This is a genomic window from Shewanella sp. HN-41, from assembly GCF_000217915.1.
Taxonomy (GTDB): Bacteria; Pseudomonadota; Gammaproteobacteria; order Enterobacterales; family Shewanellaceae; genus Shewanella.
In genome coordinates, this window is the sequence record NZ_AFOZ01000031.1 from 72257 (window position 1) to 84975 (window position 12719).

Here is a 12719-nt window from a genome sequence, read left to right on the forward strand (position 1 = left end):
AAGGTAGCTGAAGTATGAACATGCCCAAACAGACATTCGCACGCTCGAGCACACTCAAGGCGGCATTAACCTACCACAGCGATCCACTGCGCTTGTATCAGCACATTACCCAAGATGCGCCCCATACTATGCTGCTAGAGTCGGCCGAAATCGACAGTAAAGATCATTTAAAAAGCATGGTAATGACCCATGCCGCCATGATGATCCGCTGCGATGGTTATCAGTTGACCTTCACCGCACTGACCGATAATGGCGCAAGCTTACTCGCTCCCATCGCGCTCTTTTTCAGTACAGCAGTTAATGTGATCCGAGATAATTTGACCTTAGTGGTGACGCTACAAAAAGACACTAAGCTGCAGGATGAAGATGCACGCTTAAAATCCACCTCGCCGCTCGATGGTCTGCGGATGTTTATCCAGCAGATTGATTGTGGCGCTCATACTGACAGCCAGACTAAACCCGCCTTTGAGGATCTGTTTTTAGGTGGTGTGCTAGCCTACGACTTGATTGATACCGTCGAACCGCTGCCTGCCGTGCCAAACCGCGATAACGATTGCCCAGACTACTTATTCTACCTCGCTGAAACCTTAATCCTTATCGACCATAAACTGAAACAAGCGGACATTATTACCCACAATTTCAGTCGTGATTCGGATCAAAGTGCCGCGATCACCACTGCCCTGAGTGAACGGGTAAAGACATTAACCTCAGACTGTAAAAACCTCCCTAATTCACTTGCCGATGTACCGACACTGGTCGCCATCGACGCAACTGAGCGAGTCAATATTTCCGATGAGGTGTTCAAACAAACCGTTATCGATTTGAAAGAACACATTATAGCGGGCGATATTTTCCAAGTGGTGCCATCGCGAAGCTTTAGTTTACCTTGCCCGAATACCTTAGGGGCTTATCGCGCCCTGCGCCTGACTAACCCAAGCCCTTACATGTTTTATTTCAGGGGCCATGACTTCACCCTCTTTGGCGCCTCGCCAGAAAGCGCACTTAAATTTGATGCCAGTAGTAATCAGGTCGAAGTCTACCCAATTGCTGGCACCCGCAAACGCGGCAAAACCGCCACAGGCGAGATTGATTTTGACTTAGACAGCCGCATTGAACTTGAACTGCGCTTAGATAAAAAAGAACTGTCGGAACACTTAATGTTGGTCGATTTAGCGCGTAATGATATCGCCCGCATCAGCCAAAGCGGCAGCCGTAAAGTGGCCGAGTTATTGAAAGTGGACCGTTATTCCCACGTGATGCACCTCGTCAGCCGTGTAACGGGTCAACTGCGCCAAGACTTAGATGCGCTGCATGCCTATCAGGCCTGTATGAATATGGGCACCCTTGTGGGCGCGCCTAAAGTGCGCGCATCACAACTGGTTCGCCAAGCGGAAAAAGCGCGCCGCGGTAGCTACGGCGGCGCCGTGGGTTACCTTAATGCCCTTGGCGATATGGACACTTGTATTGTGATCCGCTCGGCTTTTGTTAAAAATGGCATTGCCCATATCCAAGCCGGTGCAGGCGTCGTGTTCGATTCAGATCCCCAAAGTGAGGCTGACGAAACTCGCCAAAAAGCACAAGCGGTGATTTCAGCTATCAAAATGGGGGCAGGTTTACCGATAAGCCCTCAAGCAACCGCAGTTCAGCAAGGATAAGGAGCCTAATATGAAACTCTATTTACTCGATAACTTTGACTCCTTTACCTACAACTTAGTGGATCAATTTAGAAGCCTAGGTTGTGAAGTGGTGATTTACCGCAACGATGTTGCCGCCGACTTTATCGCCGAAAAACTGCTTAGTGAACAAGAACCCGCAGCCCTAGTGTTATCACCCGGTCCAGGTGCGCCCCATGAGGCGGGATCTATGATGGCGCTTATCGCCAAAGTCGCGGGTAAGGTGCCTATGCTGGGTATTTGCCTTGGCCATCAAGCCATGGTGGAATATTACGGCGGCACAGTGGCGCGCGCACCTTTTGTGGTGCACGGCAAGGCAAGCCCGACTTTCCATGATGGCACTGGCGTATTTGCAGGTTTGCCCCTCTCCCCTGCCCGTTGCCCGCTATCACAGTCTCGTCGCCACTCGAGTGCCTGATTGTTTGCAAGTGATCGCAACCACTGACGCTATGCCGATGGCCGTTTTGCACCCTGAGCACAGAGCCGTTGGCTTTCAGTTCCACCCAGAATCGATTCTCACCACCTTAGGTAGCACACTGCTCATTCAAACCTTGGCCTTTCTTACCCAAGACATGACAACAGGAGTAAGTGCATGAGTACCAACAATATTCAGCCTTTGCTCGACGCTTTATACCAAGGTAAGAGTTTAAGCCGTGAGCAAACCTTTGAGATTTTTAGCGCGTTAATTCGCGGTGAGATGAGTGAAGCCGCGATGGCGGGAATGTTAGTTGCGCTGAAAATGCGCGGTGAGACCATTGATGAGATCAGTGGCGCCGCCGATGCCATGCGCGCCGCCGCCAAGGCTTTTCCCTATTCGAATGGTGATAGCCTTAGCAATGGAATCGTTGACATAGTTGGCACCGGTGGCGATGGCTTTAATACCATTAATATTTCCACCACGGCAGCCTTTGTGGCCGCGGCGGCAGGCGCTAAGGTCGCCAAACACGGCAATCGTAGCGTGTCGAGTAAATCGGGGTCATCGGATCTTTTGGCGCAGTTTGGCATCGACTTAACTATGTTGCCAGAGACTGCCAGTCGTTGCCTCGACGCATTGAATCTGTGCTTTTTGTTTGCGCCCCACTACCATGGCGGGGTAAAACATGCGGTGCCCGTAAGACAAGCATTGAAAACCCGCACCTTATTCAACGTGTTAGGGCCGCTAATCAATCCAGCACGACCTGAGTTTATGTTGCTTGGCGTGTATAGTCCTGAGTTAGTCTTACCGATCGCGAAAGTATTAAAGGCACTTGGCACAAAACGCGCTATGGTAGTGCACGGCAGCGGTTTAGATGAAGTCGCGCTGCACGGCAACACCCAAGTTGCTGAGTTAAAAGACGGCGATATCATAGAGTATCAACTCACGCCCGCCGATTTAGGTGTGCCTTTAGCGCAGATAACCGACTTAGAAGGTGGCGAGCCCGCGCAAAATGCTTTGATCACCGAGGCGATTTTAAAAGGCAATGGCACTGAGGCACATACCAATGCGGTCGCCATCAATGCCGGTTGTGCTTTATATGTCTGTGGGATTGCTGATTCAGTCAAAGCGGGAACCTTACTTGCGCTCGCTACCATTCAAAGCGGCAAAGCCTTTGAATTGTTAAGTCAGCTCGCAAAAGTCAGCGGGGAAGCCCAAGTCAACGGTCAAGAAAGAGGAAGATAAGCGAATGTCCCAAGTAGAAGTGACTCCAACAACGATGACTCAAGACCTGCGCACTCAGCCAGAGGCAGCCACAAACGCTATGCCAAAAAGTAATGTGTTAACCCGTATTGTCGATACCAAAGCGGCCCATATTGCCGCCCTGAAGCTGCGCTTCCCAGAGGCGAGTCTGTCACCCAAAATCTCTGATCGCAGTTTATTTGCGGCACTCAAGGCGCCCAAGGCCGGTTACATTTTAGAATGTAAAAAAGCCAGTCCCTCCAAAGGGCTTATCCGCGATGTGTTTGATGTAGAAGCCATTGCCGATATCTACGGTAAATATGCGGCGGGTATTTCGGTATTAACCGACGAGCAATTTTTCCAAGGGGATATGGACTATATCCCTAAGGTGCGCGCTCGGGTTAAGCAACCGATTCTGTGCAAAGATTTTTTTGTGGACGAATACCAAATCAAACTCGCCGCCCACCAAGGCGCCGATGCGATTCTGTTGATGCTGTCCGTACTCGATGATGAACAATATCAACGTCTAGCGAAAGAAGCCGCTAAGTATCAACTCGATGTGCTGACCGAAGTCAGTAATGAAGAAGAGCTTAAGCGCGCCATCGCATTAGATGCGCCGATTATCGGGATCAACAACCGTAACTTAAGGGATTTGAGTACCGATCTCGCCACCACAGAAGCCTTAGCGCCACACATTGGCAGCGACCGCGTGGTGGTAAGCGAATCTGGCATCTACAACAATGAGCAAGTGCGCCGCCTGAGTCCACTGGTCGATGGCTTCCTCGTCGGCAGCTCGATTATGGCCGAGGCTGATATCGACCTGGCCTGCCGTAAATTGATCTTCGGTCACAATAAAGTCTGCGGCCTCACCCGTGTGGAAGATATTCGCGCCGCAGCAACGTCAGGCGCTGTCTATGGCGGACTGATTTTTGCTGAAAAATCCCCGCGTGCATTAACCCTTGATGCAGCAGAACAACTGCTCAGGGAGTACCGCGCATCCGATGCCTCCGCCATCGAATTTGTCGGCGTGTTTGTTAATGCCGCGCCAGAAACCATTTGTGATATCGCCGCCCGTTTGCAGTTATCTGCCGTACAGCTGCACGGCACTGAAACAGAACTTGAAATTGCACAGCTCGCAGAGCGACTTGAGCAAGCGGGACTCACCACCCAAATTTGGAAAGCCGTCAGCGTCGATGCGCAAACGGGTGAAATGGGCAACATACCTCAGGGAGCATCGCGATATCTCTTTGATAGTAAAACGGCAGGTCAATTTGGCGGCTCGGGCCAAGCCTTTAATTGGCAAAATATTGATGTGAAGTCCTTAGGCCCGCAAAAGGCCCATGCCATGTTGGCGGGCGGACTCAATCCAGGCAATGCGATGAGTGCCAATGCCCAAGGATTTTACGGTTTAGATTTTAATTCTGGCCTAGAAACCGCCGCAGGGATTAAATCTGCGCTGCTGATCCAGACGGCTTTTACTAATTTACGCCTCTAGCCTATCGCGCTAAGCAAGAAGCCCTAGATGCAGTTGGTGCTCGATAAGCGTGATGCTCAAAAAATATGAACCTATTAATGCCAGTGGCCAAATAGATAACGACTCAGTTAACACTATAAAACGGTTAACACTAAGACGTTGCTAGCACCATCAAGCCACTGACAAACTGATTGATAAGATAAGGAAAAAGGTATGTCAACGTTAAAGCTTAACCCTTATTTCGGCGAATACGGCGGCATGTATGTGCCACAGATTTTAGTGCCAGCCCTTAAGCAATTAGAAACTGCCTTTGTGGAAGCGCAGGAAGATGACGACTTTAAAGCCGAATTTACCGATTTACTGAAAAACTACGCGGGGCGCCCAACAGCACTCACCTTAACCCGCAATTTAAGCCCCAATCCACAGGTTAAAATCTACCTCAAACGGGAAGATTTACTCCACGGCGGCGCCCATAAAACTAACCAAGTGTTAGGCCAAGCTCTGCTTGCTAAGCGCATGGGTAAAAAGGAAATTATTGCAGAAACGGGCGCAGGGCAACACGGCGTTGCCACCGCCCTTGCCTGCGCGCTGTTAGGCTTAAAATGTAAAGTCTATATGGGCGCAAAAGACGTTGCGCGCCAATCACCTAACGTATTTAGAATGCGGTTGATGGGCGCAGAAGTCATTCCTGTCACCTCAGGTTCTGCCACCTTAAAAGATGCCTGTAACGAAGCCATGCGCGACTGGTCTGGTAGCTACGAAAAGGCCCACTATTTACTCGGCACAGCCGCGGGGCCACATCCGTTCCCAACCATAGTGCGTGAATTCCAACGGATGATAGGTGAAGAAACTAAGAAACAAATGCTGGAACGTGAAGGTCGCCTACCCGATGCGGTTATCGCCTGTGTGGGCGGCGGTTCCAACGCCATCGGCATGTTTGCTGACTTTATCGACGAGCCAAGTGTCGAACTGATTGGTGTCGAACCTGCGGGTAAAGGCATAGATACGCCGATGCACGGCGCGCCGCTTAAACACGGTAAAACAGGGATTTTCTTCGGCATGAAAGCACCTCTGATGCAAGATAGCGAAGGTCAAATCGAAGAATCCTACTCGATTTCAGCCGGATTGGACTTTCCCTCCGTTGGCCCGCAGCACGCGTATCTTAATGCCACTGGCCGCGCCCGTTATGAATCCGCCACCGACGATGAAGCCTTAGAAGCCTTCCAACAACTGGCTCGCTGTGAAGGGATTATCCCCGCATTGGAATCGGCACATGCTATCGCCTATGCCGTGAAAATGGCGCGCGAGTGCACTAAGGAAACCATTTTAGTGGTCAATCTTTCCGGTCGTGGCGACAAAGATATTTTCACCGTTTCTGACATTTTGAATGGTAAAGAGGAATAATAAACATGAGTGACACGTCTACAGCTCACGCTACAACTCAATCGCATGCAGGCCGTTACCAAGCCACCTTTGCCAAACTCAACGCCGAAGGCCGTGGCGCTTTTGTGCCCTTCGTCACCCTTGGCGATCCTAGCCCTGAGTTATCGCTGAAAATCATCGATACCTTAGTGCAAAACGGTGCCGATGCCTTAGAACTGGGCTTTCCGTTTTCCGATCCCTTGGCCGATGGCCCTGTGATCCAAGGGGCAAACCTGCGTTCTCTCGCCGCGGGCACAACCCCAACGGCATGTTTTGAATTACTGGCGCAAGTGCGCGCAAAATACCCAGAACTGCCAATAGGTTTGCTGCTGTATGCGAACTTAGTTTTTGCTAACGGCATAGATGCGTTTTACGCCAAAGCGCAGCAAGCGGGTGTGGATTCAGTGCTTATCGCCGATGTGCCAGTGGAAGAATCGGCGCCATTTAGTGCCGCCGCTAAAGCCCATGGTATTGCACCGATTTTTATCGCGCCGCCTAATGCCGACAGTGAAACCCTGGAGCAAGTGAGTAAAAGTGGTGAAGGTTACACTTACCTCTTATCCCGCGCAGGGGTGACAGGCACCGACACTAAAGCGGGCGTTCCGGTGGAAGAGATTCTATCTAAGTTAAAAACCTTTAACGCGCCGCCACCGCTACTCGGCTTTGGCATTGCCGAACCTTTACAGGTGAGCGCCGCCATCAAAGCGGGCGCCGCTGGGGCGATTTCTGGCTCTGCCGTCGTGAAAATCATCGAAACTCACCAACACGATGAAGCTAAGCTACTTGCAACGCTGGGGGAATTTACGCGCGCCATGAAAGCTGCAACCTAAACTAACTGCGTATTCATTTAGTCACAGTTCCTCGGTAGCATGGATGCCTCGAAAATAAAACGGACTTTTTATGCTGTATCGAATTCATATTCTCGAACTAACACCATGGGGCTGTGGATTTGAAGGGGAAGTGGCCGCAAAATGCGACAATGGCGCGCCAATTTGGTTTTACTACCAAGGCTGCGATCAGCAGGCAAAAGCGCGTTTTCCCCTTAACCAATGGGTGACGGTTGAATTATTGGGTCGGTTGGCGAGTGCGAACCCTCAAGTTAATATCATTGAGCAAGCACCACGCCAGCATCTGCAGTTTCCGCTGCATAACTGTCACTTTGATGCTTCAGGGCAAATCGTCGACATCAGCCAAACGCCTGAAGATAGGGTTTATCTGTTGCAATCAAGTTTCCCATTGCTGTTTGATAATGAACTGGGAAAATCCCCTATCTCCCTCGGCCACTGGGTCAATGTGACGGGCGAGCTTTGGGTTACTAATTGGCTTGATTAAGTTTTAATTGATGCCCTTGTTGACAAAGTGCCGCTTGATTCTAATGATTGCATAGCCGCGAATAGTCATTCACCCGCCATTCGCCTAATAAATTACCAAAGAGGATACCATGTCAGCTTCTAACCCTTTGTCCGATGCTAAGTCTCGTACTTTCCTGGGGACACCTAAATTACCCGCTAAGTATGTTACGGTTGTAATGCCATTTTTTCTATCTATTTTAATGAGTTGTATCGTTTCTGCGATCAGCACTTTTAATGGTGTAGGCGCTGCACCACAGTTTATCGAGCTCTGGCTGAGCGCTTGGCTGATCTCTTGGGTTGTTGCCTTCCCGACACTGCTGCTGGTGTTGCCTTTAGTACGAAAACTCACGGCAGCTTTTGTTGATTTACCCTAATCAATGGATCCTAAGCATGCTCCATCATAGGGTATTGCTATCCTATGCAAATCTTAGCGTAAATACCCTTATCATTCGTTCAATGGCTTAGTTCAATCTCTTGGTCAACTACTTAGCATAATCGCTGCTCGGTGGCGATTTACACTGGATTTACATTAACATCCTCACAACCCCCTTTACCGATTGAATTCGGTATTATCTAAGCTCACATTTATCCCAAACCGCATTGTCAATAAAACACCCAATACTTTGATATAAATCAATAAATTTGAGTTTTTTCAAACTCACGCTTCTCATTTTTCAGCCGTCATGAGCGATGTTGTCAGCCCTCGCTAAATCGACCACTATGCATGCCATTAACCGCACAAACACCGCTTATTTATAGGGGAAAAGTATTAACCTACGCCATTACTTAAATGAGAATGATTTGCATTTGAATATTTTCACGTGCTAATTTACTCGCCGTTGTCGGGACAGAGACAGCAGGAAAATCGCCTAGGGACTGAGTTAAAACTAGCGAGTTAATCGCCGCAAGATAGATAGCCAAACAGGCTATTTTGATCGTCGCATTCACTTTGATTTGCGTCCTTAGGCAACGGATTACTGGATCGGCAACACGCAACGGCATGTTGCCAAGGAGGCGTAAGTGACTACTCAACAAAGGGAAATGGATCGCGAAATCTTTGATCTACTCGGCATCGGTATTGGCCCATTCAATCTTGGCCTCGCCGCCTTATCAGAACCTATCGACGGCTTTAACTGCTTATTTTTAGATGCTAAAACCCGCTTTGACTGGCATCCAGGCATGCTACTCAAATCCTCAAGACTACAAACCCCCTTTATGTCGGATCTGGTGACTATGGCCGATCCCACCAGCCGTTACAGTTACCTTAATTTTGCCAAACAGACGGGCAGACTCTATCCCTTTTATATTCGCGAGAATTTCTTTTTACCCCGCCACGAATACAACTTGTACTGCCAATGGGTGAGCCAACAACTCAGCAATCTCAAATTTGGTTTTAAGGTCACTCAAGTGGATTACAACGCGGGTGAAGGGATTTATCGAGTCACAGGTTTTGATAGACGCAGTGGTAAAACCCATACCTATCAATGCCGAAAGCTAGTGTTAGGCACAGGGACAGAGCCTTATCTGCCAAAGGATTGCCCCATTCAAGATCCGCGGGTCATGCATACCGCCAGTTATATGCAGCAAAAAACCTACCTGCAAAGCCAACATGCCATCACTGTGATTGGCAGTGGCCAGAGCGCGGCGGAAGTGTTTTACGATCTACTGCAAGATATTGATACCTATGGCTATCAACTCAATTGGATGACGCGGTCTGCACGTTTCTATCCCTTGGAATACACTAAGCTAACGTTGGAGATGACCTCGCCAGATTATGTCGATTACTTCCACGAATTAGCACCGGAAAAACGCTGTGCGTTGATCGCCAGTCAAAAATCGCTCTACAAGGGCATTAATGCAGAGCTTATCAACGACATCTATGACTTGTTATATCAAAAGCGCTTGATTGCGAATTTCCAGTGCCAATTGATGACCAATGTGGCGTTAACCCGTATCCAAACTGACTCAGATGCACTCAAGTTACATTTCCAGCATCAAGAACAAGATATTCCTTTGAGTCAAACCACGGGAGCAGTGGTTTTAGGCACTGGCTATCACTACCGTTTACCTCAATTTATCAAAAATATAAAGCAACAGCTCGAGTTCGATGAGGCGGGACAACTTGCGGTGCAGCGCGACTACAGCATAGATATTCGCGGTGATATTTTTGTCCAGAATGTCGGTTTGCATACCCATGGGGTAAGCTCGCCGGATCTTGGTATGGGCTGTTATCGCAACGGCACAATCTTAAAAGCCGTGCTCGGCTATGCGCCCTACCACATTGAAGAGCACATCGCCTTTCAAACCTTCGACCCCGCTAAATTTGCCAATCATCTGCCCTGTGGCGCCAATGCGGTTAACCCACTGAATCTTAACCCTAAACATTTCCCTCAGGCGTCGCCGCACAGCAATACCGTTGATGCGCCGCCGCATCGCTATCCAACCCAAACGCCGACTCCAAACGTGAGTTCAGGCGCGGGAAGCAAGATGTCGGTCTTGATGGCGCCAAACAAGGAGGCGCAATAATGGCGAGTCAATTTAGCAGCCATTGTTTAACGCAGCTATCGGCTATTACAAACATCAATGGTTTCCAACTCAGAACGTTAGATCTAAAGCAAGACATACCAACACTGCAGTCTTGGTTTAACCAAGAATACGCCAAGTTTTGGGGCATGCAGGGCTTGAGTCTCGCCGCCATAGAGAATCTTATGGCAGCCACAGAGCACAAGTTTGCCTTGATGGGCGAATGGCAGGCCAAATCACTCTTTATGGTGGAGCTCTACGATCCCGCCCACGATGAAGTCGGCCACCACTATCCTGTTGCGCAGGGGGACTGCGGAATGCATTTGATTATCGCGCCGCCCGATGGCAATCCCGTCAGCGGCTTATCCTTCAAAGTGATGGATGCGATAGCGCAGCTCGTACTTGAAAGACTGGCCTTTAACCGCCTCGTGGTTGAACCCGATCAACTCAATAGCAAAATTCATCGCTTAAATAGCCGAGTGGGCATTCGCTATGAAAAGGCGATTCAATTAAGCACTAAAGCCGCGTTCCTCGGATTTTGCACTGCGGCCCAGCGCCAGCTGGCATCGAGCACGCCCTCTTCGACGCGCTTAGCTGCAGAACAAACCTTAGCTCAGCCAAGCTCGTTCAAAGCCCCCCTAACCTCTCCCATGACATTATCGACTCTTTAGGTGAACGAGATGAACTTACCCACAAAAGCCTTACACATTAATCCATTACCAACACTGGATCATCCAACTCACGCAGCGGCAACTCAACTTAACCCTGCGCTGTCGACAACCTCGACGACTTCTATGCCGGAGCATTTAACCCCCGCCTATTGGCAAGCGGCTAATCGGCATTTAGTGAAGAAAATTCTCTGTGAATTCACCCATGAGAAGATCATCACGCCGACCCTATACGGGCAACAAGCGGGGCTCAACCACTATGAACTCAGGCTCAAAGACAGCACTTACTATTTTAGTGCGCGGCATTATCAGTTAGATCATCTGGCTATCGATGCTAATTCCATCCGCGTTTCTAACACGGGCAAGGAACAAACCCTCGATGCGATGTCGCTGATCATTTCACTTAAAAATGACTTAGGGATCAGCGAAGCCCTACTGCCCACGTATTTAGAGGAAATCACCAGCACCCTCTACAGCAAGGCGTACAAGTTAGCGCATCAGGCGATCCCCGCCGCCACACTGGCGCGAGCCGATTATCAGAGCATAGAAGCGGGTATGACAGAAGGCCATCCGGTGTTTATTGCCAATAACGGTCGGATTGGCTTCGATATGCAGGATTACCGTCAATTTGCCCCAGAAAGTGCGGCGCCGATGCAGTTAGTCTGGCTAGGCGTGCGCAGGAGTAAGACCACGTTTGCCGCCCTCGAAAACTTGAGTCACGACGCGTTACTAAAGGAAGAGCTTGGCCAGCAGTTCACTGACTTCCAACAACGTCTTAAAACCCAGCAGCATGATCCACAGGACTTCTACTTTATGCCAGTGCACCCTTGGCAGTGGCGTGAAAAAATCGCCCGCGTCTTTGCCGGCGACATAGCCCGTGGCGATCTGGTTTATCTTGGCGAAGGCTGCGAACAGTACCAAGTACAGCAATCGATACGCACTTTCTTCAATCTGTCATCGCCACAAAAGTGCTATGTCAAAACCGCGCTTTCCATCTTAAATATGGGCTTTATGCGCGGCCTGTCGCCCCTTTACATGAGCTGCACACCGCAAATTAATGCGTGGGTGGCGAACTTGATTGAGAGCGACCCTTACTTTACTCAGCAAGGGTTTGTGATCCTTAAAGAAATTGCCGCCATAGGTTATCACCACCATTATTACGAGCAGGCGCTCACCCAAGACAGCGCCTACAAGAAAATGCTCTCAGCCCTGTGGCGCGAAAGCCCACTGCCGCACATTGAGCCTAAGCAGAATCTGATGACCATGGCTGCCCTGCTGCACACGGATCATGAAGATAAAGCGCTGATTGCAGCCTTAATAGCCGCCTCTGGCTTACCAGCAAAGGATTGGGTCAGTCGTTACCTCAACCTGTATCTGTCGCCCTTATTACACGCGTTTTTTGCCTACGATCTGGTCTTTATGCCCCACGGTGAAAACCTGATCTTAGTGCTGGATGAATATGTGCCGGTCAAGATTTTGATGAAAGACATAGGCGAAGAAGTCGCGGTACTCAATGGCGCGAAGCCGCTACCTGATGATGTAAAACGCCTTGCGGTGAGCCTTGAGGAAGAGATGAAGCTGAACTACATCTTACTGGATATTTTTGACTGTATTTTCCGCTATTTAGCACCGCTGCTCGATGAGCAAACCAGTGTCAGTGAAAACCAATTCTGGGAGTTAGTGGCGGACAATGTACGTGATTACCAAGCTCAGCATCCGCATTTGGCTGCCAAGTTTGCCCAATACGATCTGTTTAAGGACAGCTTTGTCCGCACCTGCCTCAATCGTATCCAATTGAATAATAACCAACAAATGATAGACCTCGCAGACAGGGAGAAAAACCTGCGCTTCGCTGGCGGCATCGACAATCCCTTGGCGGCCTTTAGGCAAAGCCATGCCTTTAAGCGCCCAAAGCTTGGCAGCGCTGAGCAAAGGACACGTTAACGCGTA

At 49.6% G+C, this 12719-nt stretch carries 11 protein-coding genes and 1 pseudogene; 11 read left to right on the forward strand and 1 reads right to left on the reverse strand.

Annotated features, from left to right (window positions below; genetic code table 11):
* Positions 1–20 precede the first annotated feature (20 nt).
* The 8 genes and pseudogenes from SOHN41_RS11990 (at position 21) to SOHN41_RS12025 (ending at position 7952) form a co-directional block, all read left to right on the forward strand.
* A complete protein-coding gene (locus tag SOHN41_RS11990) occupies positions 21–1655 on the forward strand; it encodes an anthranilate synthase component 1 (protein WP_037459002.1) in 1635 nt (544 codons plus the stop codon).
* Between the two features lie 10 nt (positions 1656–1665).
* Positions 1666–2269: pseudogene (locus SOHN41_RS11995) on the forward strand (aminodeoxychorismate/anthranilate synthase component II).
* The gene (trpD, locus tag SOHN41_RS12000) at positions 2266–3333 is read left to right on the forward strand and encodes an anthranilate phosphoribosyltransferase (protein WP_007649282.1); all 1068 of its coding nucleotides are present in this window, start codon (positions 2266–2268) and stop codon (positions 3331–3333) included. Before SOHN41_RS11995 ends, trpD begins: the two are co-directional and overlap by 4 nt.
* 4 nt (positions 3334–3337) lie before the next feature.
* Entirely contained in the window at positions 3338–4825 is a 1488-nt protein-coding gene (trpCF, locus tag SOHN41_RS12005; RefSeq protein WP_007649284.1) for a bifunctional indole-3-glycerol-phosphate synthase TrpC/phosphoribosylanthranilate isomerase TrpF, read from the forward strand.
* 192 nt (positions 4826–5017) lie between these two features.
* Positions 5018–6208, forward strand: a complete 1191-nt coding sequence (gene trpB, locus SOHN41_RS12010; RefSeq protein ID WP_007649285.1) for a tryptophan synthase subunit beta — start codon at positions 5018–5020, stop codon at positions 6206–6208.
* 5 nt (positions 6209–6213) lie between these two features.
* Complete coding sequence (trpA, locus tag SOHN41_RS12015) at positions 6214–7056, forward strand: tryptophan synthase subunit alpha (protein WP_007649287.1); 843 nt, start codon at positions 6214–6216, stop codon at positions 7054–7056.
* Between the two features lie 70 nt (positions 7057–7126).
* Positions 7127–7558, forward strand: coding sequence for a hypothetical protein (locus SOHN41_RS12020; RefSeq protein WP_007649296.1), 432 nt, complete (start codon positions 7127–7129; stop codon positions 7556–7558).
* A 109-nt stretch (positions 7559–7667) separates the two neighbouring features.
* The gene (locus SOHN41_RS12025; protein WP_007649306.1) at positions 7668–7952 is read left to right on the forward strand and encodes a DUF2798 domain-containing protein; all 285 of its coding nucleotides are present in this window, start codon (positions 7668–7670) and stop codon (positions 7950–7952) included.
* Positions 7953–8364: 412 nt separating this feature from the next.
* Here SOHN41_RS12025 and SOHN41_RS20105 read toward each other — a convergent pair whose 3' ends face one another.
* A complete protein-coding gene (locus SOHN41_RS20105; protein ID WP_139058376.1) occupies positions 8365–8580 on the reverse strand; it encodes a hypothetical protein in 216 nt (71 codons plus the stop codon).
* 18 nt (positions 8581–8598) lie between these two features.
* Here SOHN41_RS20105 and SOHN41_RS12030 point away from each other — a divergent pair, with 18 nt between their 5' ends.
* From SOHN41_RS12030 to SOHN41_RS12040, 3 genes are read left to right on the forward strand one after another with little or no spacing between them, the layout of a single operon-like run.
* Positions 8599–10104, forward strand: a complete 1506-nt coding sequence (locus SOHN41_RS12030) for a lysine N(6)-hydroxylase/L-ornithine N(5)-oxygenase family protein (RefSeq protein WP_007649308.1) — start codon at positions 8599–8601, stop codon at positions 10102–10104.
* Entirely contained in the window at positions 10104–10772 is a 669-nt protein-coding gene (locus SOHN41_RS12035) for a GNAT family N-acetyltransferase (RefSeq protein ID WP_007649309.1), read from the forward strand. The genes SOHN41_RS12030 and SOHN41_RS12035 overlap by 1 nt, the downstream gene beginning before the upstream one ends.
* Positions 10773–10781: 9 nt before the next feature.
* Positions 10782–12713, forward strand: coding sequence for an IucA/IucC family protein (locus SOHN41_RS12040; RefSeq protein WP_007649310.1), 1932 nt, complete (start codon positions 10782–10784; stop codon positions 12711–12713).
* Positions 12714–12719: the final 6 nt, after the last annotated feature.

Excerpts from the sequence above, each read along its gene's own strand:
- SOHN41_RS11990 (WP_037459002.1), top strand. The coding sequence starts at position 21 with ATGCCCAAACAGACATTCGCACGCTCGAGCACACTCAAGGCGGCATTA.
- trpD (WP_007649282.1), top strand. The coding sequence starts at position 2,266 with ATGAGTACCAACAATATTCAGCCTTTGCTCGACGCTTTATACCAAGGT.
- trpCF (WP_007649284.1), top strand. The coding sequence starts at position 3,338 with ATGTCCCAAGTAGAAGTGACTCCAACAACGATGACTCAAGACCTGCGC.
- trpB (WP_007649285.1), top strand. The coding sequence starts at position 5,018 with ATGTCAACGTTAAAGCTTAACCCTTATTTCGGCGAATACGGCGGCATG.
- trpA (WP_007649287.1), top strand. The coding sequence starts at position 6,214 with ATGAGTGACACGTCTACAGCTCACGCTACAACTCAATCGCATGCAGGC.
- SOHN41_RS12020 (WP_007649296.1), top strand. The coding sequence starts at position 7,127 with ATGCTGTATCGAATTCATATTCTCGAACTAACACCATGGGGCTGTGGA.
- SOHN41_RS12025 (WP_007649306.1), top strand. The coding sequence starts at position 7,668 with ATGTCAGCTTCTAACCCTTTGTCCGATGCTAAGTCTCGTACTTTCCTG.
- SOHN41_RS20105 (WP_139058376.1), bottom strand. The coding sequence starts at position 8,580 with ATGCCGTTGCGTGTTGCCGATCCAGTAATCCGTTGCCTAAGGACGCAA.
- SOHN41_RS12035 (WP_007649309.1), top strand. The coding sequence starts at position 10,104 with ATGGCGAGTCAATTTAGCAGCCATTGTTTAACGCAGCTATCGGCTATT.
- SOHN41_RS12040 (WP_007649310.1), top strand. The coding sequence starts at position 10,782 with ATGAACTTACCCACAAAAGCCTTACACATTAATCCATTACCAACACTG.